The organism is Catenulispora yoronensis (assembly GCF_039531695.1).
In the GTDB taxonomy this organism is placed as follows: domain Bacteria; phylum Actinomycetota; class Actinomycetes; order Streptomycetales; family Catenulisporaceae; genus Catenulispora; species Catenulispora yoronensis.
The window spans coordinates 99,016-119,965 of record NZ_BAAAQN010000019.1; the positions used below are offsets into that span (position 1 = coordinate 99,016).

Genomic DNA, 20,950 nt, shown 5'->3' on the forward strand with positions numbered 1-20,950 from the left:
AGCGCGTGAGCGCTCTCGAACAGCGATGCGGCGGGGACCGTACGATGGGGCACGCCATGACGACGACCACCCCGCCGGCGAACGCCGCCCCCGCCGAGGCGCCGCTGCGCCTCACCACCGAGGCGCCCCGCACCCTCACCTTCAGCGATCAGGCCGCGTTCTGGGCGAACCTCGGCGTCAGCCTGATCGGCTTCTCCAGCGCCGCCGTGGTGCTGGTCCCCATCGGCTACTCCCCGCTGCCGATCCCCGCCTCGCTGCTGGCGATCGCCGTGGGCACGGTGGCCGGGATGATGATGACCGCGCTGGCCGGCGTGGTCGGCACCCGGACCGGAGCCCCGGCGATGGCCGTGCTGCGCGGCCTGTTCGGCACCCGGCTGTCCTTCCTGCCGAGCGTGGCGAACATCTTCCAGCTGATCGGCTGGGGCGTGTACGAGCTCACCGTCATCGTGCAGGGCGTGGACGCCATGACCGGCCGGATACCCCGGCCGCTGGTCGTGGTGGCGGCCGGCGCGCTGTGCACGGCGATGGCGATCTGGCCCCTGTCGATCCTGCGGATCCTGCGCAAATACGTGACCGCCGCGGTCGGCGTGTCCATGCTCTACTTCACGGTGCAGCTGCTGCGGAACCCGATCCCGCACCAGACCGGCACCTCCTGGAGCGGCTTCTTCCCGGCGGTGGACGCCGCGCTGGCCCTGTCGGTGTCGTTCCTGCCGATGGCCGCGGACTACATGCGGCACGCCCGCGACGCCCGCCAGGCCGGCGGCGCGGCGGTGCTCGGCTACAGCATCACGCAGTTCTGGTGCTACGCGATCGGCATCGTGGCGCTGCTCCAGGCCGGGCCGGACGGCGACGTCTTCCACACCATGCTCGGCGTCTCCGCCGGCTGGGTCTTCTTCCTGGTCCTGGTGCTCCGCGAGTCGGACCAGTCCTTCGCGAACGTCTACTCCACCGCGATGTCGGTGCAGAACCTGCTGCCCCGGGTGGACCGGCGGGTCCTGGCCGGCGCGGTCGGCGCCCTGGTCACCGTGATCGCGCTGTTCGTGCACGACCTCGGCGGGTTCTCCAACTTCCTGGGGCTGATCGGCTCGGTGTTCGTCCCGCTGGCCGCGGTGGTCGGCGTCGACTACTTCCTGGGCCGCGGCCGCGAGGGCCGCTGGGACCTGTCCGAGCGCTCGCCGGCCCGGCCGGCGATGCTGCTGCCGTGGGCCGTCGGGTTCGTGGTCTACCAGGTGCTGAACCCGGGCTCGGTGAGCTGGTGGGCGCGGATCTGGACGCACGTCCAGGACTGGATCGGTGTGCACCCCGGCTGGTGGGCCTCGGCCTCGCTGTACTCGTTCGCGGCGGCCGCGCTCGCCACCTGGGCCCTGGTGCTGCTGGACCGGAGGCGCCCGGCGTGAGCGACGGCGACCGCGGCGAGGACCTCGTGTTCGGCATGGGGTCCGAGCCGGTCGTGCAGCGCGACTGGCCGAGTCTGACGCTCGCCGAGGTGGGGACGGCGCTCGGCGAGGAGGTCGCCGCGATCGAGTGGCGCAGCCCGCGTCCGTTGTCCACGACGGCGCGGATCCGGACCGCCGACGGCCGCCGGCTGATCGTGAAGCGGCTGCCGCGGGCGTTGCGGACACCCGAGGCCCTGGCCGAGGAGCACGGCTTCATGGACCACGTCCGCAAACGCGGAGTGTCGGTCCCCGATGCCTGGACCGCCGGGGCTCAAGGCGAATTCACCTACGAGGTCCAGGCGCTCGGCGACGGCGAGGACCTCTACCAGGACTCCTTCTCCTGGTGTCCTTACAAGGAAGCGGCGCACGCGGAGATCGCCGGCGCCGCGCTCGCCGATCTGCACTCCGCCTCGGTCGGCTACGACGCCCCGGCCCGGCCCTTCCGCCCCCTGAGCGCCGGCTTCGGGATCTTCGGCAGCGCCGACCCGATCGCCGCGATCGAACACCTCGCCGCACGCCGCCCCCTGCTCGGCGGCTTCCTGGCCGCCCGGGACTGGCGGTCCGACGTCGAACGCCTCCTGCTTCCGGCGCATCAGCGCGTGCTGCCGATGCTCGACGGTCTCGAACCGCTGTGGACCCACAACGACTGGCACGGCGCGAACCTGCTGTGGCGCGGCGCCGGGAGCCCGACCGTGCTGGACTTCGGCCTCGCCGACCGCACCACGGCGGTCCACGACGTCGCCATCGCCTTGGAGCGGTTCGCGGTGGACTGGCTGTCGATCCGCGACGGCGGCCCGGCGAACATCCCGCACGCCCAGGTGCGGCGGTTCCTCAATGCCTACCGGGCCCGCCGGCCGGAAGCCGCCGCCGAGTTGGCCGCGCTGCCCGCCCTGTTCCCGCTCGCCCACGCCGAGTACGAGCTCTCGGAGATCGACTACTTCTTGACGGTCGTCCCCGGCGGCAGCGAGAAGAACGCCGAGATCGCGTATCGCGACTGGTTCCTCGGCCATGCGGAATGGGAGAAGTCCGAGGAAGGCCAGGCCTTCCTCGGACTTCTCAGAGCGGATCCGCTTCCCTAGAGCGAGCTCAGCGCTGCTGGAACGAGCTCGGTGCTGCTGGAGCAAGCTCAGTGCTGCTGGGACGAGCTCAGTGCTCGGCTTCCTTGGACTGCTTCGACATCGAGAAGGCCGCGCCCCAGGCCAGCACCAGGATCCCGGCGCTGATCCCGAAGACCAGGGTGGCGGCGTCCGGGACGGCGGTCATCATCGTCCCCGCCTTGTCGAAGAACACGGTGCCCAGGGCCGCGATCCCGAAGGCGCCGGCCAGCTGCTGGACCGCGTTCAGCAGGCCCGAGGCCGAGCCGACCTCGTGGTCCTCCAGGTCGCCCAGCACGGTGCCGAAGATCGGGCCGAAGATCATGCCCATGCCCAGGCCGGAGACCAGCAGCGGCGCGATCAGGGTCCAGCTGGTCGTGGTGATGCCGTAGTTGTGCACCAGCAGGGAGGCGATGCCGGTGCCGGCGGCCATCACGAGCATGCCGGTCTGGAGCGTGCGCCGCTCGCCGATCTTCGGCATCACGGCCTGCGAGATGCCCATGGAGATGATGATGCCGACGGACAGCGGCACCATGGTCAGACCCGCGTGCAGGGCGCTGTAGCCGAGGCCGATCTGCAGGAACAGGGTGTAGACGAAGAACATGCCGCTCATCGCCGCGCCGAAGGCGAACAGCACGCTGATGCCGCTGTTGAAGGAGCGCTTGCGGAACAGGGTCGGCACCACGAACGGGTCGCGGCCGACGCTGTTGCGGCGGCGCTGGTGCAGCGCGAACACCCCGAAGGTGGGCAGCGAGGCGGCCATCAGGCCGAACATCCAGGCCGGCCAGCCGGCCTCGCGGCCCTGGACCAGCGGGTAGACCAGCATCATGATGCCGGCGGTGGCCAGCAGCATGCCGACGATGTCGAGCTTGGCCTTGTTCCCCTGTTCGATGTGGTCGTCGTGGGGCAGCACCCGGGCGCCGGCGACCAGCGCCACCAGGCCGATCGGCACGTTCACCAGGAAGATCGCGCGCCAGCTCAGGCCGAACAGGTCGGCGCCGACCAGCCAGCCGCCGAGGATCGGGCCGAGGGTGGAGGCCAGGCCCATCATCGGGCCGAAGATGCCGAACACCGCGCCCATCTGCTCGTTCGGCACCATGGCCCGCAGCATGCCCAGGCCCTGCGGGATCATGACGGCCGCGAAGCCGCCCTGGAGGATGCGCGCGCCGATCAGCTCGCCGGAGTTCTGCGCCAGCGAGCACAGGATCGAGCCGACGAGGAAGCCGCCGATGCCGATCAGGAACATCCGCTTGCGGCCGAAGACGTCGCCGAGGCGGCCGCCGGTGGTCAGCATGACCGCGAAGGTCAGGGTGTAGCCGGCGACGATCCATTGCAGGGCCGAGGTGGAGGTGCCGAGGTCCTTCTGGAGGACCGGACCCGCGATGTTCATGATCGTGGTGTCCAGCAGGTCCATGATGTCCGCGCCGATGATCGCGAACAGCGCGAAGATGACGGCCTTGGCGAGCTTGGTCTTGGCCTTGGACCCGGTTTCGGGCCCGGTTTCGGGCCCGGCCGGGCCGCCCGGGTCCGGTGGCGCACCGGCGTTCTTGGCCAGGTCTTGGGCGGAGTGGTCGCTGGTGTCGTCGAGCGTGGTGGTCATGGAGATCCCCCTCCGGGAGCTGCACGGCATGCGGAACGTCAGTGTGGGTGGAACGTGGTTCGTGGCTGCGAACACCGTTCGGCAGAGATTACGATATATCTCGTTGCCGCGATGTCAAGCTATATCGCGAACTCCGGGCCGGAAGAACGGCCCGTCGAACAGCGTTCGCCGTTCTACGAACACCGTTCTACCCTCGAACGGCGTTCGTGTCAAACGTCGTTCGTGCTTACGAACAGCGTTCGAGAGGCGTACAGTGTTCGGGAGAAGGAAGGGAGAGCCACCCTGATGGCGAACGCACAAGCCCCGAACGAGGTCCCGGACGCGCCCGTCCCCCCGTGGGAGCGCAGCCGCAAGGCGAAGACTCCGGCCCGCGCCCCGCTGAGCCAGGAGGCGATCGTCGAGGCCGCGTTGCACGTCCTGGAGACCGACGGCTACGACGGGCTGTCGATGCGCCGGCTCGGCGCCGAGCTGGGCACCGGGGCGGCCTCGCTCTACGCGCACGTCGCCAACAAGGACGAGCTGCTGAAGCTGGTCATCGACCGGGTCTTCGGCAGCGTCGACTTCCCCGAGCCGGACCCCGACCGCTGGGTCGAGCAGGTGCGCGAGACGATGCGCGGCACCCGGCGAGTGCTCCAGGCGCACCCGGGCATCGCCCGCGCCATGCTCGGCCAGGTGCCCTTCGGCCCGAGCGGGCTGCGCATCGTCGAGGGCTTCATGGCGGTGCTGCGGGCCGGCGACCTGCCGGACCACGTGGCGGCCTGGGCCGGCGACGTGCTCTCGCTGTACACGGTGGCGAGCGTCTTCGAGGAGGACATCCGGTTCTCCCAGCACGGCGACAGCTCCCGGGAGGACATCGAGGTCTGGGCCGGGCAGATGAAGGACTACATCAAGTCCCTGCCGGTCGCGGTGTTCCCGAACCTGGTGGCGCTGGCCGACCCGATGTTCGAGTCCGGCGGCCCGGACGGCCGGTTCGAGTTCGGGCTGGACCTGATGCTGCGCGGGCTCGCGTCGTTCTCACCCCGGAACAAGCCCTGAATCAGCACCGAGTCGGCACCCAGTCAGACCTGAACCAGCCCTGAACCGTCCTCGCATCAGCCTGGACCCGCCCTGAGCCGGCCCTGAGCTGGTCCTGAGCTGGTCCTGAGCCGGAGCCGGACGCCCGCGCGGCCGGCCGCCGGACCCGGATCAGAAGATCTGTGCGAAACCGGGCGGGGCGGTGGCGAACCACCGCGCATCACGGCGAATCAGGATTTTGCCATTTCTGGGGCAGACACGGGTCGGACCCTTTCCTAGTCTCCATCTCACCCCACAGAGATTGGAGACACAGGATGTCTTCTGCCCGTCGATGGGCTTCGGCCGCGCTGGCGTTCTCCGGAGCGATATCCGCGGCCGTCCTGACGTCCCCGGCTTCCGCCGCGGTGTTCAACGGCAGCGCGCAAGGGCTCTCCCACCCGTTCCACAGCACCTCCGGCAACTGGTCCGGCTACGCCGCGACCGGCGCCCGCTTCACCTCGGTCAGCGCGACCTGGACCCAGCCCGCGGTGAGCTGCGGGTCGCAGACCACCTACTCGTCGTTCTGGGTCGGCCTGGACGGCGACGGCAGCAACTCGGTCGAGCAGACCGGCACCGAGGCCGACTGCTCCGGCGGCCGGGCGGTGTACTCGTCCTGGTACGAGATGTACCCGGCCTACCCGGTCAACTTCTCCAACCCGGTCTCCCCCGGCGACGTCTTCCAGGCCTCGGTCACCTACAACGGCAGCAACAAGTTCACGCTGGTGCTGACCGACAAGACCAAGAACTGGTCGCACACCATCCACTCCACGCTGAGCAATCCGGCGCTGGCCTCCGCCGAGGTGATCGCCGAGGCGCCGTCGAGCAGCAGCGGCGTGCTGCCGCTGGCGAAGTTCGGCACCGTGAACTTCAGCGCCTCCAAGGCCAACGGCGCGGCCCTGTCGTCCTTCTCGCCGGACAAGATCACCATGGCCACCGGCAGCACCACCAAGGCGGTGCCGGGCGCGCTCTCGTCCGCGGGGAACTTCTCCGTGGCCTGGAAGCACAGCTGAACGAACCGGGGTCCGGTTCCGCGTGATGGGCGGAACCGGGCTCGAGCATGCCTCGGCCCGGCGGGGGGACCGCCGGGCCGAGGGGTTTTCTCAACGCGTCAGCGCGTCGGCGCACCCGGAGCTCTGGGACTCAGGGGCCAGAGCTCAGGGCTCAAGGCCGAGCACTCGCGAAGCTCAGGCCTGAGCGTCGGCGAGCGCCTTCTGCGCCGCGGCCAGGGCCGCCTGCGCGGCGGTGAGCTTGTCGCTCGCGGCCTTCACCGCGACCGCGTAGCCCTGCGCGGCCTTGGTGGAGGCGGCGTCGGCGGCGGTGATCGTCGCGTCGCTGGTCGCCTTGACCGCGGCGTCCAGCGCGGCGGCGGCGTTGGTCACCGCCGCGTCGGTGCTGGGCGCGTCGATCGCCACTTCCAGGTTCCAGCGCGCGACGGACAGCGCGTCCACGATCGCCTGGCTCGGGTGCGCGCCGGCGCCCTGGAACGCGGCCAGCGCCTGGCCGTACCCGGTGTAGGCGGTCTTGACCTTGACGTCGGTGGAGACCTTCGCGCCGTCGAACAGCTGCTTCTCGGCGGTCTTCACCGCGTTGTCGCTCCCGCCCGCGACGGCGGTGTCGAAGGCGACCAGGGCGGCACCCGGCGCGGCGGTGTCGGCGACGGTGCCGTCGTAGCCCTTCTGGGCGGTGGCGACATCGGCCTGGGCCTTGACCACGGCCGCCTTGAGCTGGTCGATGTAGACCGTGTAGCCGCCGTTCAGCAGGAGCTGGATCTGCGTCTGCACACCCTGCGACACGGCCTGCAGGCCGCCGAAGATGGTGACGTGCTGGAGCGGCGCGGAGAACCCGACCAGCGCGGCGGCGGTGGTCGGCGGCAGGTGCGCCGGGTCGGTGAGCAGCAGCGCGCCGTGGTTGGACGCCGCGAAGACACCGCCGACCAGCGGGTCCGCGAAGCTGGTCAGGCCGTTGGCCACGACCGCGGTCCTGCTGTCCTTCAGGATCGACTTGGTGGCCACCGCGGCGGCGGTGGCGTACCGGTCCGCCCCGGCCAGCTCGGTGTCCTTGACACCCAGCTTGTTCACCGCGGTCACGGCCGGGGTGCCGACCGAGGTGACGGTGCCGGCGCCCTTGATGAACGCGGCGGTGGCGGCGTCGGTGACGGTGGTGCCGTTGGACAGCACGATCGCCGAGTCCGGCGCGGCGGCGGCCAGCGGGCCGGCCGACAGGGCGTCGGCGAAGTTCGCGCCGGTGGCGACGATCGCGTTCTTGGCGTTCAGCGTGCTGGAGTGCGCGATGTCCAGCGCGGTGGCGTAGCGGTCGAAGCCGCCGATCCGTTCCACGCCGTATCCCAGGGCCCTGAGCTGGTTCTCGACCGCCGGGGTGATGGCGGCCTCGCCGCCGAGGATGGTGATCTTCTTGCCCTTGGCCGCGTCGCCGGTGCCGAGCACCCGCTTGATCTCGGCGGCCACCCCGGGCGTCAGCGACTTGGAGTCGGTGAGCAGCAGCGCCGAGCCGGACTTGGCGGCCAGCGGCGTACCGGCCAGGGCGTCGACGTAGAGGTCGCCGCGGGCGATGACGACGCCCTTGGCGGAGCCGCCGGCCTTGAAGGCGGTCTGGGAGGCGTTGAGCGCCGTCAGGTAGCGGTCGGAGCCGCCGACGCGGTCCAGGACCGGGGCGGCGTTGGTGGTCGCGGTGTTCGTGCTCGCGGTGTTCGAGTTCGCGGTGTTCGAGTTCGTGGTGCCTGCGTTGGACCCCGTTGACGTGCCGGTGTCGGCGGCCATCGCCGGAGCCGCGGCGACGGCGCCGGCGGCCATCGCCGATGCTATGAGGGCGGAGACGGCCAGCGGACGGTTCTTGCTCATAGGTAAAACCCCATCAGTAGATTCCAGCCGACCTCAGGCCGACCGATAACCACCTCATCACAAATGGATTACGAACCTGAAATCGAGTACTGAGAACCATTGGTACGGCTACTGCCTGTCGCCGTGCCGATTGTGGTCAAGACTCTGGCTATCCCCGCAGGTCCACCAGGACCGGAGGCGTCCGGAAGCCGTCCGCCGTGGCCAGCGAGATCAGGGCGTGCCCGGTCGGAATCTCATTGATGATCTCCGACGGCGACCACACGTACCGCTCCACCGGCCGCGTCGACACCGAGCGCTGATGCGCCACCGACGACCCGCCGGTCAGCGCCAGCAGCTGCCCGGGCCGCTTGGTGTTGCGCCCCAAGGACTGCGCACTGCGCCGCCGCTCCGGCGGGCCGGTGATGGTCCCCGAGCGGGTGGTGTGCTCCTGCCCGGTGGTCACCGTGGTCTCCGGAACCCATTGCTTGCCCCAGAAATCCGCGATGTAGGCGGCGTCCTGCGGGTCGATCCCGGCGAAGACCGCCTTGCACCCGGTGTTCGCGAACACGGTCGCGCGCAGGTCCTCGGGGAACTCCCGCATCGACTGGGCCAGCAGGATCAGGCCGGCGTTGGCCGCGCGCGCCCGTTGCAGGCCCTGCACCACGTACTCGTCCACGAACCGCCCGGCGTCGTCGACCACCAGGCCCTTGAAGATCGAGCGGTCGACGTCCGGCGCGGAGACGGTCTGGACGAACTGCGACACGGCCAGCCGGGCCAGGATCCGGGCGGCCTGCGGGTGCGCGCCCTCGGGCAGCGCGATCCGGACCCGCAGCGGCTTGTCGATCTCGCGCATCGAGAACCGCCGGTCCGGCGGGCCGTCGAACAGGTCGACCAGGGCCGGCCGGTCCAGCAGCCGGAGCCGCTCGACCAGCAGCCGCGGGCCGCCCTGGTCCAGTTCGGCGATCAGCTCGCGCAGCGTGGGGTAGCGGCTCTCGCGCTCGCGGAACCAGCTCAGCGCGGCGTCCAGCGCGTTGTGCGCGGCGGCGTCCGCCTCCGGCTCCACACCGGGCGGCAGCAGCGCGCCGGCCAGCCGGTCGGCGGCCTCGGCCGGGTTGCGGGCGCCGCCGTAGAGGTCGAAGCCCCACGGCGACTCGGGATTGCCGGGGTCGATGTCGACGTCGAAGAAGCCGGGCAGGGCGTAGTCGCCGCGCGGGTCGATGACCACCACCGAGGCCATGTTGGTCAGGGTCTGCAAACCGAGGAGTTCCACGATGGGACGCGCGAAGCTGCGCGACTTGCCGCTTCCGGGCGGCCCTATCACCAGCAGCGAGGTGCGCAGCACCTCGGCGTCCAGCGCGAAGGTCTGGCCGGCGTGGGTGGCCGGGTTCTTGCCCGTCCTGGAGGCCACGCCCAGGCGCACCTGCCCGGTCATCAGGTCGTGCTCGCCGAGCCGGGCCGGCAGGTCGCGCTGGCCGGAGGCGTGCAGCCAGGCGTGCGCCCCGGCGTCCTCGATCTCGGCGGCGGCCGCGGCCAGGCGGTCGTCGTCGCCCTGCGCCTGCCGGATCACCCGGGTCACCCGGACGTAGTCCACGTCGGTGAGCTCGCCGTGGTCGGCCGCGGCGTCCAGGCGGCTGGCCGCGGCGACGTGCCCGGCGCTGCGCAGGTCCCGCCACATGTCCGGCTTCGGCGGCGGCAGCGCCTTGCGCCGGCGGGCCGCGCCGCCGAAGCGGTCGCCGTGCTGCTCCCACAGCACCCGCCCGACCGGCACCCAGCCGCCGGCCCAGCCGCAGGCCCCCAGCACCAGGACGATGAAGACGACCCAGAGCGGGAACCCGTGCAGCCCGATCGAGGTGAGGATGATGCCGGCCGGGACCGCCAGCACCACCAGGGCCAGCGGGGCGTACATCAGGTAACGCAGAGCCCGCTGCCGGGACTCGCGGCCGACCCGCGCGGCCGCCGCCTGCCGCGGGTCGCGGCCGTAGGCGAAGACTCCGGGCACGTCCACCAGCCGCGGGCCGTGGACCCAGGCCTGCACGTCGGGCCGGGTGCGCTCGGTCCACTTGGTGCCGGTCCAGTAGCGCAGCTGCGGGTGGCCCGCGGGATCGGCGTACCAGCCCGGCGGCAGAGGTCCGGGGGCGGGGGCCTGGCCTTGAGTCGTCACACGTTCTGTGTATCAGAACTACGACTCGGCGAAAGGGAGCGGCGCGGAGCCCGGCCGGCCCCCGCACTCGCCAATTCGGCCCAACGCCGAACCTGGACCCGCCACCGCGTCCTGTGCCGCTCCGGCACGGCGCGCTTAGGCTGCGGAAGAACCGCGACTACCCCGCCAGGAGGCACCATGACCGAGCTCAAGCAGGAACGGCGTCTCGTCACCGAGATCCCGGGCCCGAAGTCCCGCGAGCTGTTCGAGCGCCGCAACCGGGTGGTCGCCCGCGGCGTGTCCACCACGCTGCCGGTGTTCGTCACCGACGCCGACGGCGCGATCCTGCTCGACGCCGACGGCAACCAGCTGCTGGACCTGGGCTCGGGCATCGCCGTGACCTCGGTCGGGCACGCCGACACCAACGTCGTCCGCAACGCCTCCGAGCAGCTGGCGAAGTTCACCCACACCTGTTTCATGGTCACGCCGTACGAGTCCTACGTCGCGGTCTGCGAGGCGCTGGCCGAGCTCACCCCCGGCGACTTCGAGAAGCGCTCGGCGCTGTTCAACTCCGGCGCCGAGGCGGTCGAGAACGCGGTCAAGATCGCCCGGGCGTACACCAAGCGCCAGGCCGTCGTGGTCTTCGACCACGGCTACCACGGCCGCACCAACCTGACGATGGCCCTGACCGCCAAGGTCGCCCCCTACAAGGACGGCTTCGGCCCGTTCGCCCCCGAGGTCTACCGGGTGCCGATGGCCTACCCGTTCCGCTGGCCCACCGGCCCGGACCAGGCCGCCGCCGAGGCCCTGGCGCAGACCAAGACCCTGATCGAGAAGCAGGTCGGCGCGCACAACGTGGCGGCGGTCCTGATCGAGCCGATCCAGGGCGAGGGCGGCTTCATCGTGCCCCCGGACGGCTTCCTGCCCGGCCTGGCCGAGTGGTGCCGCGAGCAGGGCATCGTGTTCATCGCCGACGAGATCCAGTCCGGCTTCTGCCGCACCGGCGACTGGTTCGCGGTGGACCACGAGGGCGTGATCCCGGACCTGATCACCACCGCCAAGGGCATCGCCGGCGGCCTGCCGCTGGCCGCGGTCACCGGCCGCGCCGAGATCATGGACGCCGCCGGCCCCGGCGGCCTGGGCGGCACCTACGGCGGCAACCCGGTGGCCTGCGAAGGCGCGCTCGGCGCCCTGCAGACCATGAAGGAGCAGGACCTGGCCGGCCGGGCCCGCAAGATCGAGGCCGTGATGAAGGACCGCCTCGGCAGGCTCGCCGCCGCCGACCCGCGGATCGGCGAGGTCCGCGGCCGGGGCGCGATGATCGCCGTCGAGCTGGTCAAGCCGGGCACCAAGGAGCCGGACGCGGAGCTGGCCGGCGCCGTCGCCAAGCGCTGCCACGCCGCCGGCGTGGTGATCCTGACCTGCGGCACCTTCGGCAACGTGCTGCGGTTCCTGCCGTCGCTGGTGATCGGCGAGGAGCTGCTGGAGGACGGCCTGAAGGTGATCGAGGAGGCCTTCGCCGCGGCGTGAGGCCGGGCGGACGGCAGCCGGTGCGCAGCGGTTCGCACCGGCCGCCATCGCTTTCTCGACGGCCCGGCCAGCCCTGCCGACCCGGCACGTTCGGCAAGCCCGACTAGCCCGGCTAGCCCGACTGGCCCGACAGCCCGGCCATCAGGTCGAAGACCGCCTTCCAGGTCTGCGCCTGCGCCGCCGCGTTGGCCTGGCGGGTGCCGCCGAGCTGGAACGTCCGGCCGCTCAGCGTGTACGTGGTCAGCAGCGGCAGGTACGGGATGGCGCCGACCATGTGCCCGGCGTCCTGGTACACGTGCGCCGCGTGCGGATGGGCGACGCCGGCCCGGTTCAGCTCGTCGTCGATCTGGCGGGCCCAGGCCGGCGCGGTCCAGAGCTTGTCGTCGGTGCCCGCGAAGGCCTGGACCGGGCCGTCGACCTTGTCCACCGGGATGTCGGCGCCGGGCGGGGCGACGGGGTCGCCGGCCCGGGTCCAGGCGACGTCGGAGTCGGGCAGGCCGCCCCACACCTCGGCGCTGGGCGCGATCAGGACCGCGCCGTGCACCAGGTCCGGGTAGTACTGGGCGGTCAGCAGAGCGGCCTCCGAGCCGCGTGAGACGCCGAACAGCAGGACGTGGCGCTTGTCGATCAGCGGCTGCTGCTCCAGCCAGGTCGCGGCTTTGACGAAGTACTCCAGCGGGATGCTCTGGAGGTTCTGGGGCGTGCCGGTGACGGCGAAATAGCCGACCGACAGCGCCGGGATGCCCTTCGCCGCCATGAGCATCGCCGCGCCGTAGGTCGACTCGCCGCCCTCGGAGCCGCCGATCATGATCAGGGCCGGCGTGGGCTTGACGAGCCCCGGCGGCAGGAACAGGTGGCCTTCGAAGCCGTCGTGCGCGACGGTCAGCTCCTGGACGGTCTCCCCCGGCGCCTGGAACACGCGCTTCACGCTCTGCGTGGTCGTCGCGCCTTGGTCCGTCGCGGTGACGTCCACCGAGAAGCCGGTCGTCGGGAACTTCTCGGACGGGTCCCCGGCCGGCGGGTCCATCGACCAGAACAGCCCCATGGCGTCCACGCCGCCGTAGCTGCCGCGGACCGGGGCCTGCGCCGCGAGGTCGACCGTCCCGGCGGCGTCCGCGCGGAAGTCGGCCTGGCTGCTCCAGTGCACGCCGCGGTCGTCGACCGCCGTCGCCCGCACCGTGACCGTGGAGCCCGGGGCTCCGCCGAGGACCGTGATGTGGACCGGTTCGTACGCGAGCCCCTGCGTCTTGTCGATGCTCAGCCGCAGCGCGGTCGGAGTCTTCGCGGCGCTCTTGCCGCACCCCGCCACCGTCGACAGCGCCGCGACGCTCGCCGCCGTCACCAGCGCCAGACCGAGAACCCGCCTCCGGGTTCGCCGATCCCCCATCGCACACCGCCCCTTTTTCCGATCCGTCCGTGCTCGTTCGCGCCGCCCCACTGGACCACCCGCCGAGCGCCGCCGTCTTTGCGGCGTTACGGTCGCGATGTCCGGTGCGCGACGATGGGAGCCTTGCGATGCCCGACTGCGGCCAGCCACCGATATCTGGAACCTTTCTCCACCTTGGCGCGCACCATGCAGGAGCCGTGGTGGAGTCGCGGTGGAGCGAGCGGCCCTCGCGTCCTCGCCGTCTTTGAGGAGCCGCTTCTCATGACGATGTCCCCTGTATCCCCTGTCCTGGCCCCGATTCCGTCGGCACCGCCGCGCCTGACACCGGTCCGCGAGGAAGTGCGGCTGGCCGCGACCCCGGACGGCGTGGAGCTGTTCGTCCGGGACTGGAGGCCCGAACCTGGCGTCGCGCAGCGCGGCGCGATCCTGCTCGTGCACGGCCTCGGCGAGCACAGCGGCCGTTATCGCACGCTCGCAGAGTTCCTCACGGAGCTGGGATACCGGGTCCGGGCCTACGACCACGCCGGGTTCGGCCGCTCCGACGGCCCGCGCGGCCACGTCCGGCGGCCGTCGGCCCTGGTCGACGACCTGGCGACGGTGTTCGAGGACTTCGACGCCGCAGTCCGGGCCGACGACCGGGGCGCGCCGCCGCCGCTGGTGCTCGGGCACAGCCTCGGCGGCTGCGTCGTGGCGCGCGCCCTGACCGGCGGCCGCGTGCACCCGCGGGCGGTGGTGCTGTCGTCGCCGGCGGTGGGGCAGAGCCCGAACGGGGTCCGCGGCGTCGCGTTGCGGGCGGCGGAGCTGCTGCCGCGCGGGCTGACCGTCCCGAACGGCCTGCCCAAGAACGGCCTGTCGCACGACCCGGCGGTGGCGGCGGCGCTGCGCGCCGACCCGTTCTGCCACGACCGGATCTCCGCGGCCCTGGCCCGCTTCATCTTCACCGAGGGCGAGCGCGCGGTCCTGGACGCGGGCCGGGTGCCCTGTCCGGTGCTGGTGCTGATCGCCGGCGCGGACCGGCTGATCGACGCGGCCGGGGCCCGCCGCTTCGGCGCGGCGCTGCCGAGGGGAAGCACGCGGATCGCGGAGTTCCCGGGGGCGTACCACGAGTTGTTCAACGAGGCCGAGCCGACGCGGGCGTTCGTGCTGGACACGCTGCGCACCTGGCTGGCGGGGTTGGAATGAGGGAGCGCATGAGGATTCTGATGACGGTGACGGCTCTGGCGGTGGCGATGGGGCCGGCGGTCGCGGCGGCGTCCACCGGCACGGTCACGGGCCCCGGGACAACCGCCGCGCCGGGTGCTGCGAGCACTGGAGGCCCGGTGGCGCGGAGTTCGGCGACACAGGGCTCGGCAGCGCAGGATTCAGCAGCACAGGGCTCGGCGGCACAGGGCTCGGCGACACAGGGCTCGACCACCATCACCAAGCCGACCCCCACGATCCAGCCGGACCCCGCCGCCCCCGGCGGCCGGATCTGGGTCTCCGCCTCCGCCGCCGGCTGTCCCACGGCCACCGGCACCGCGACCTCCCCGGCCCTGACCGCGCCGATCACCATGACGGCGACCAGGCCCGACGGCCAGGGCACCCTCCGCGACGACCTGATCAGCGGCGCCTACACGCTGACGCTGCACTGCGGCGGCACCGTGACCGCCACCATCCACGTGGTCGCCGCCGCCCAGGCCGCCGGGAGCGTCGCCCCGCGCGGCGCCGCCGACACCGGCGACGGCTCGGCCTCCGACCACCTCGGCATCGGCGACGCCGCCCTGGGCACAGCCTTCGTCCTCAGCGGCATCGGCTTCGCCACCGCGTCCGTCGTCCGCCGACGACGAGCGGGCACCCGCGAGTGAGCGGGGAGTCCGCCACGGTCGTGGCGATCCCGACCAGCACAGCCGCTGTCCGCCCGCCCCCGACCGTCAGGACCCCGGCCACCCCCGGCCGCCGCAGCCGTCCAGGCCGCGTCCTGGCAGCGGCCTCGGTCCTGACCTCCCTCGTGGGCTCGGTCTTCGTCCACCAGGCGCTCACCACCCCCGGCACCGCTTCCCCGCCCCAGCCGCCGCCGTGGGCCGCCCGCGCCGTCCCCGCCACCGCGCACCACGCCCCGCCGCTGGCCTTCTCGCGCCCGACGCGGGTCTCGATCGCACGCGTCGGCATCCACGCCGACGTCCTGGCCCTGGGGCTGGGACAGGGCGGCGGCGTCGGGGTGCCGCAGCCGGGGGAAGCGCTGAAGGCCGCCTGGTACAACCGGGGACCGGCCCCGGGGCAGGCCGGCCCGGCGGTCATCACCGGCCATGTCGACTCCCGCGAGGTCCCGGACAACCGGGCCGCGTTCTACGCGCTCGGCGCCGTGCGGCCCGGGGACGCGGTGGAGGTGGCCCGGGCCGACCGGCGGATCGCCGTGTTCACGGTCGACGCGGTCGCGCTGGTGCCCAAGGACCGGTTCCCCACCCGCGCCGTCTACGGCCCGACCGGCTACGCGGCGCTGCGGCTGATCACCTGCGGCGGCCGCTATGACCAGCGCAATGGCTACTCCGACAACATCATCGTTTACGCACACCTGATCGGGGCACGCTGATCGCTTCCGGTCGCGGCGCGACGACGAGCGACATAGCGTCGGGACGGATGATCTTCTTCGCTCAGGAAGGGGGACCGACATGCCCCAGCCGGAAAGCGCGACCGAGTCCTCCAAAGCCGGTAAGCAGGCTTTGGAGGACTCCGAGTACGGGCCCCGGGTGCCGCACGAGTGGATGATCCTCGCGGTGGTGAGTCTGGCCCAGCTGATGGTGGTGCTGGACGCCACGATCGTGACGATCGCGCTGCCGTCGGCGCAGGAGGACCTGGGATTCTCCAACGACTCCCGGCAGTGGATCGTCACCGCCTACGCCCTGGCCTTCGGCTCGCTGCTGCTGGTCGGCGGCCGGTTCGCCGACCTGTTCGGCCGCCGGACCGCGCTGATCAGCGGCCTGGTCGGGTTCGCCATCGCCTCGGCGCTGGCGGGCATCGCGCCGAACGTCGGCGTGCTGATCGCCGGCCGCGCGCTCCAAGGCCTGTTCGGCGCGCTGCTGGCTCCGGCCGCGCTGTCCGCGCTGACCACGACCTTCACCCACCCGGCCGAGCGGAACCGGGCCTTCGCCGTGTACGGCGCGGTGGCCGGCGCCGGCGGCGCCGTGGGCCTGCTGGTCGGCGGCCTGCTCACCGAGTACCTGAACTGGCGCTGGACGCTGTTCGTGAACCTGCTGATCGCCGCGGTGGCACTGGTCGGCGCCCGGATGTTCGTCCCGAACCACCGCCCCGAGGGGCGGCCCACGCTGGACCTGCCGGGCACGTTCCTGGCCTGTGCGGGCTTGTTCCTACTGGTCTTCGGCTTCTCCCGGGCCGAGTCCGAGGGCTGGAGCTCCCCGCAGTGCTGGGTGAGCCTGATCGTCGGCCTGGTGCTGCTGGCCGTGTTCGCCTGGTGGCAGACCCGCGCCGAGCACCCGCTGCTGCCGCTGCGCGTGCCCGGCGAGCGCAACCGCGGCGCGTCCTACCTCGGCATGTTCATCACTGGTGCCGGCATGTTCGGCGTCTTCCTGTTCCTGACCTACTACCTCCAGACCATCCTGCAGTACTCGCCGGTCAAGACCGGTCTGGCGTTCCTGCCGATGATCGCGGCGCTGATGGTGGCCGCCCAGGTGGCGACGATCGTGCTGCTGCCCAGGGTCGGCCCCAAGCCGCTGGTGCCGCTCGGCATGGCCTGCGGCGCGGCCGGCATGTTCTGGCTGACCGGCCTGGAGCTGGACAGCACCTACGCCGCGCACGTCCTGCCGCCGCTGCTGGTGGTCGGGGTCGGCATGGGTCTGATCTTCGCCCCGGCGATGGCGATGGCCACCTACGGGGTCCAGGCGAACGACGCCGGCGTCGCCTCGGCGATGGTGAACACCTGTCAGCAGGTCGGCGGTTCCATCGGTACCGCGCTGCTGTCCAGCCTGGCCGCCACCGCCGCGACGAACTACGTCAAGGGCAAGCCGCCGAGCCAGTTGTTGCAGGCGCAGGCGCAGCTGCACAGCTACGCCACCGCCTATCGCTGGTCGGCCTGGTTCTTCGTGGCCGGCGCGGTGATCTGCTTCTTCCTGTACCGGCCCGGCGCGCCCAAGGGCGACCCCGAGGGGCAGGCCGCCGTCCACATGTGACCGTCAGCCGGTGTCCCGCCGCGTGACCACCAGCAGCGGGACCACCAGCACGACCGCCAGGTAGAGCACGCACACCCCCCACGCCGCGCCGGTGCCCAACAGCCAGCCGGCGGGCTCCCGGGGCAGCGTCCGCGCCGGGGTCGACATCGCCTCGCCGATCCTCAGAAAGGTCAGCCGGGCGATGTCGGCCTTGACGGACCCCGGCATCAGGTTCGGGATCACCCCCATGCCGACGAACACGATCCCGAAGAACGTCGCGACCGCCGCCGTGGTCCGCTCCAGCAGCACCCCGACGCAGAAGCCGAACATGCCGATGAACACCAGGTAGCAGCCGCAGCCCAGCACCGAGATCAGCATGTCGTGGTCGGCCAGCGAGAAGTGCACGCCGCGGTGTCCCAGCAGGACCTGCGCGGCGAGGAACGCGGCGAGCGCCGCGGCCTGGCCCCCGACCAGCAGCACCGCGAACAGCAGGCCGGCCTTCGCCGCGATCACCAGGCGGCGCCGGGGCACGGTGGCGAACGTGGTCCGGATCAGCCCGGTGCTGTACTCCGTCGACACCACGAGCACGCCCAGCACGCCGAAGGCCAGCTGGCCGAAGGCCGTGCCCTGGAGGGCGTCGGTCGGCGAGGCCTGGTCCGGCTTGACGACCAGCGCGTAGGCCACGGCGATCCCGATCATCCCGACCGCCGCGACATAGAGCGCCCACCAAGTGGAGCGCACGCTCCACAGCTTGATCCACTCCGACTTGATCATGATCAGGCCCCCCGGTACTCGACCGACGCGTCGGTCAGCCGCAGATACGCGTCCTCCAACGAGACCGACTGGCGCGTCACCTCCAGCAGCAGGATCCCGGCGCGGTGCGCGAGCCGCGCCACCTGGTCGCCGTCCAGGCCCGCCACCCGCAGCGTGTCCGGGCCGTCCGGCGTCACCTGTCCGCCGGCCCCGGCGAGCAGCGCGATCAGCGGGCCCGGATCGTCGGTGCGGACCGTCAGGAAGCCGCCGGCCGAGCGGGCGATCAGCTCCCGGGCGGCGATGTCGGCGATCAGCCGGCCCCGGCCGATCACGACCAGGTGGTCGGCGGTGTGCTCCATCTCGCTCATCAGGTGGCTGGAGACGAACACCGTCCGGCCCTCGGCAGCCAGTGCCTTCATCAGGTCCCGGATCCAGCGGATGCCCTCCGGGTCCAAGCCGTTCACCGGCTCGTCGAACAGCAGGATCCCCGGGTCGCCGAGCAGCGCGGTGGCGATGCCCAGGCGCTGGCGCATGCCCAGGCTGAAGCCGCCGACGCGGCGGTCGGCCACCGCGGCCAGGCCGACGCGGCCCAGCACCTCGTCCACCCGGCGCTCCGGCAGCTTCCCGGCGGCGGCGACCGCGCGCAGGTGCTGACGGGCGCTGCGGCCCGGGTGCACGCCGCCGGCGTCGAGCAGCGCGCCGACGTGGGTCAGCGGCCGCTCCAGCGCGGCGTAGGGCCGGCCGTCGACCAGGATCCGGCCGGCGGTCGGCAGGTCCAGTCCGAGGACGGCGCGCATGGTGGTGGACTTCCCGGCGCCGTTGGGTCCCAGGAACCCGGTGACCCGGCCGGGGCGCACTTCGAAGGACAGGTCCCGGACGGCGTACGTGTCGCCGTAGCGCTTGCTGAGGCTCTCGATCTCGATCACGCGTCAACGCTCGCAGCGGCGGGCCGGCGGCACATCGGAGCCGGGTCCGGTCCCGCGCCTCCCGCGTCTCCTACCCCGGTACGGTTTTCGGCCCGCGTCGTTGATCGGCCTCGGCCGCCAGGCTTACCGTCGGGACATGGTCGACACCGCAGCCCTGCGCAAGGCACGACTGCGGCCGTGGCAGCGGATCTTCGTGGACGTCGTCATAGCCCTGTTGTTCTTGGCACCGTTCGGCTCGCCGCGGGTGACCGGCCCGGTGTATACGAATCCGCTGCTGTCGCTGGTCGTCGTGGCCATCTCGCTGGTGTTCCTGGCCCGGCGCCGCTATCCGCTGACGGTCTTCCTGCTGCTGACCCTGGGGACGCTGACGCTGGCGGCGTCTCCGGCTCCTTACAACGCCTACCAGCCCTTCGCGATCATGTTCGCGCTCTACACCGTCGCCACCGCCCGCTCCGGCCGCACCACCGCGCTGGCCTCCGCCGGGATCCTGGGCCTGGCGCTGGTGGTGCTGGCCCACCTGCACACGGCGCCGTCGACGACGGTGCTCAGCGCGGCCGCGGTCGCGATCGCCCCGGCGACGGCCGGCTACGCCGTGCGACAGCAGCGCCAACACCAGCGGGCGATGGCCGCCGAGCAGGCCGGGAAGATCGAGGCCGAGGTCTCGACCCGGCTGGCCGAGGAGCGACTGCGGATCGCCCGGGAGCTGCACGACGTGGTGGCGCACGCGCTCAGCCTGATCACCGTGCAGGCCGGGGTCGCGGTGTTCCGGGAGCACGAGGCGTCCGGAATGCGCGCGACGCTGGTGTCGATCGAGGAGACCGGGCGCACGGCGATGGTGGACATGCGGCAGCTGCTCGGCGTGCTGCGGGCGGGCCCGGCACCGGGCCGCTCGGCCGACGGCCCGGAGCCGGCACCGGAGCCCGAGCCAGCGCCGGCACCGGATCTGGCCCCGGATCTGGCCCCGGTTCCCGACCTGTTCGAGATCGGCACCCTGATATCCCAGACCGCGCAGGCCGGGCTGCGGATCACCCTGCGGGAGGAGGGCGAGCCCCGTCCGCTGCCGACGGCGGTGGGCCTGGCCGTCTACCGGATCGTGCAGGAATCGCTGACCAACATCCTGCGCCACGCTCAGACCGCGTCCGGCTCCGTGCTGCTGCGCTTCGAGCCCGAGGCGGTCGCGGTCACGGTCGCCAGTCCCCCGCCGCCGGACGGGCTGCCGCCCAAGGCGGCCGGGCCGCCCGGCCACGGCCTGCGCGGCATGGCCGAGCGCACGGCGCTGTTCGGCGGGACGTTCTCCGCCGGTCCGACCGGTGACGGCGGCTTCCTGGTGACGGCGAGGTTCCCCGCATGAGCCGCATCCTGATCGCCGACGACCAGGCGCTGCTGCGGGCCTCGCTGCGGGCGCTGATCAACGGGTACGACGGCTGCGAGGTGGTCGGCGAGGCCGCGGACGGCGCGCAGGCCGTGAAGCTGGCCGGCGAGCTGCGGCCGGACCTGGTGCTGATGGACGTCCGGATGCCGGTGCTGGACGGCATCGAGGCCACCCGGCGGATCACCGCGGCCGCCGACGGGGTCCGGGTCCTCATCCTGACCACGTTCGACCTGGACGAGTACGTCTACGAGGGGCTGCTGGCCGGGGCCAGCGGATTCCTGCTGAAGGACTCCCCGCCGGCCGACCTCGTCAAGGCGATCGAGGTGATCCGCGGCGGGGACGCGCTGCTGGCGCCCACCGCGACCCGGCGGCTGATCAGCGAGTTCGTGCGGGGGCGGGCGCCGGCGGCCGGGGGCGCCGGTCCGGGGCGTCCCCGGGCAGGCTCCCCGGATCTCAGCGCTCTGACCGGCCGCGAACTGGAGGTGCTGACCCTGGTGGCCCGGGGCCGGTCGAACACGGAGATCGCCGCCGACCTGTTCGTGTCGATGTCGACCGTGAAGACGCACATGTCGGCGCTGCTGGCCAAGCTCGGCGCGCGGGATCGGGCGCAGCTGGTCGTCCTGGCGTACGAGAGCGGCGTGGTCCGGGCCCGGTGAGGGCGCCCGCGACCGTGCCGGCCG

General features: G+C 72.3%; 17 protein-coding genes. 11 read left to right on the plus strand and 6 right to left on the minus strand.

Going from position 1 to position 20,950, the window contains the following annotated elements:
* Nucleotides 1-56: 56 nt before the first annotated feature.
* Nucleotides 57-1,397: a purine-cytosine permease family protein gene (locus tag ABD481_RS17850; protein WP_344666800.1), complete on the plus strand. Its 1,341-nt coding sequence runs from the start codon at nucleotides 57-59 to the stop codon at nucleotides 1,395-1,397.
* Nucleotides 1,394-2,515 carry a phosphotransferase enzyme family protein gene (locus tag ABD481_RS17855; RefSeq protein WP_344666801.1) on the plus strand — a complete coding sequence of 374 codons (1,122 nt, stop codon included), beginning with the start codon at nucleotides 1,394-1,396 and terminating at the stop codon, nucleotides 2,513-2,515. Before ABD481_RS17850 ends, ABD481_RS17855 begins: the two co-directional genes overlap by 4 nt.
* A gap of 67 nt (nucleotides 2,516-2,582) precedes the next feature.
* On the opposite strand, the gene ABD481_RS17860 is transcribed toward ABD481_RS17855, so the two are convergent.
* Entirely contained in the window at nucleotides 2,583-4,130 is a 1,548-nt protein-coding gene (locus ABD481_RS17860) for an MFS transporter (RefSeq protein ID WP_344666802.1), read from the minus strand.
* A gap of 285 nt (nucleotides 4,131-4,415) precedes the next feature.
* On the opposite strand from ABD481_RS17860, the gene ABD481_RS17865 reads away from it, so the two are divergent.
* Together ABD481_RS17865 and ABD481_RS17870 are read left to right on the plus strand one after the other, a co-directional pair.
* The gene (locus ABD481_RS17865; RefSeq protein ID WP_344666803.1) at nucleotides 4,416-5,165 is read left to right on the plus strand and encodes a TetR/AcrR family transcriptional regulator; all 750 of its coding nucleotides are present in this window, start codon (nucleotides 4,416-4,418) and stop codon (nucleotides 5,163-5,165) included.
* A gap of 293 nt (nucleotides 5,166-5,458) precedes the next feature.
* Entirely contained in the window at nucleotides 5,459-6,193 is a 735-nt protein-coding gene (locus ABD481_RS17870) for a G1 family glutamic endopeptidase (protein ID WP_344666804.1), read from the plus strand.
* Nucleotides 6,194-6,367: 174 nt separating this feature from the next.
* Here ABD481_RS17870 and ABD481_RS17875 read toward each other — a convergent pair whose 3' ends face one another.
* Nucleotides 6,368-8,041 carry a cell wall-binding repeat-containing protein gene (locus ABD481_RS17875; protein WP_344666805.1) on the minus strand — a complete coding sequence of 558 codons (1,674 nt, stop codon included), beginning with the start codon at nucleotides 8,039-8,041 and terminating at the stop codon, nucleotides 6,368-6,370.
* 148 nt (nucleotides 8,042-8,189) lie between these two features.
* Nucleotides 8,190-10,181 carry a DUF2510 domain-containing protein gene (locus ABD481_RS17880; protein WP_344666806.1) on the minus strand — a complete coding sequence of 664 codons (1,992 nt, stop codon included), beginning with the start codon at nucleotides 10,179-10,181 and terminating at the stop codon, nucleotides 8,190-8,192.
* 177 nt (nucleotides 10,182-10,358) lie between these two features.
* On the opposite strand from ABD481_RS17880, the gene gabT reads away from it, so the two are divergent.
* Nucleotides 10,359-11,690, plus strand: a complete 1,332-nt coding sequence (gabT, locus tag ABD481_RS17885) for a 4-aminobutyrate--2-oxoglutarate transaminase (protein ID WP_344666807.1) — start codon at nucleotides 10,359-10,361, stop codon at nucleotides 11,688-11,690.
* A gap of 112 nt (nucleotides 11,691-11,802) precedes the next feature.
* Here the strand turns inward: gabT and ABD481_RS17890 are convergent, their stop codons facing one another.
* Nucleotides 11,803-13,077 (minus strand): acyl-CoA thioesterase/BAAT N-terminal domain-containing protein, encoded by a 1,275-nt coding sequence (locus ABD481_RS17890; protein ID WP_344666808.1) that lies wholly within the window; start codon nucleotides 13,075-13,077, stop codon nucleotides 11,803-11,805.
* Between the two features lie 261 nt (nucleotides 13,078-13,338).
* Here ABD481_RS17890 and ABD481_RS17895 point away from each other — a divergent pair, with 261 nt between their 5' ends.
* The 4 genes from ABD481_RS17895 to ABD481_RS17910 all read left to right on the plus strand — a co-directional run bounded on the left by ABD481_RS17895 (nucleotide 13,339) and on the right by ABD481_RS17910 (nucleotide 17,240).
* Nucleotides 13,339-14,259, plus strand: a complete 921-nt coding sequence (locus ABD481_RS17895) for an alpha/beta hydrolase (RefSeq protein ID WP_344666809.1) — start codon at nucleotides 13,339-13,341, stop codon at nucleotides 14,257-14,259.
* 8 nt (nucleotides 14,260-14,267) lie between these two features.
* Entirely contained in the window at nucleotides 14,268-14,921 is a 654-nt protein-coding gene (locus ABD481_RS17900) for a hypothetical protein (protein ID WP_344666810.1), read from the plus strand.
* Entirely contained in the window at nucleotides 14,918-15,646 is a 729-nt protein-coding gene (locus ABD481_RS17905) for a class F sortase (protein WP_344666811.1), read from the plus strand. Before ABD481_RS17900 ends, ABD481_RS17905 begins: the two co-directional genes overlap by 4 nt.
* A gap of 79 nt (nucleotides 15,647-15,725) precedes the next feature.
* Nucleotides 15,726-17,240 (plus strand): MFS transporter, encoded by a 1,515-nt coding sequence (locus ABD481_RS17910; RefSeq protein WP_344666812.1) that lies wholly within the window; start codon nucleotides 15,726-15,728, stop codon nucleotides 17,238-17,240.
* A 3-nt stretch (nucleotides 17,241-17,243) separates the two neighbouring features.
* On the opposite strand, the gene ABD481_RS17915 is transcribed toward ABD481_RS17910, so the two are convergent.
* Together ABD481_RS17915 and ABD481_RS17920 are read right to left on the minus strand one after the other, a co-directional pair.
* Nucleotides 17,244-17,993, minus strand: a complete 750-nt coding sequence (locus ABD481_RS17915) for an ABC transporter permease (protein ID WP_344666813.1) — start codon at nucleotides 17,991-17,993, stop codon at nucleotides 17,244-17,246.
* Nucleotides 17,994-17,995: 2 nt separating this feature from the next.
* A complete protein-coding gene (locus ABD481_RS17920; protein ID WP_344666814.1) occupies nucleotides 17,996-18,898 on the minus strand; it encodes an ABC transporter ATP-binding protein in 903 nt (300 codons plus the stop codon).
* A gap of 136 nt (nucleotides 18,899-19,034) precedes the next feature.
* Between ABD481_RS17920 and ABD481_RS17925 the strand changes: the two genes are divergently transcribed.
* Both ABD481_RS17925 and ABD481_RS17930 read left to right on the plus strand, forming a co-directional pair.
* Nucleotides 19,035-20,249 carry a sensor histidine kinase gene (locus tag ABD481_RS17925; RefSeq protein WP_344666815.1) on the plus strand — a complete coding sequence of 405 codons (1,215 nt, stop codon included), beginning with the start codon at nucleotides 19,035-19,037 and terminating at the stop codon, nucleotides 20,247-20,249.
* Nucleotides 20,246-20,926: a response regulator transcription factor gene (locus ABD481_RS17930; protein ID WP_344666816.1), complete on the plus strand. Its 681-nt coding sequence runs from the start codon at nucleotides 20,246-20,248 to the stop codon at nucleotides 20,924-20,926. The genes ABD481_RS17925 and ABD481_RS17930 overlap by 4 nt, the downstream gene beginning before the upstream one ends.
* Nucleotides 20,927-20,950 lie beyond the last annotated feature (24 nt).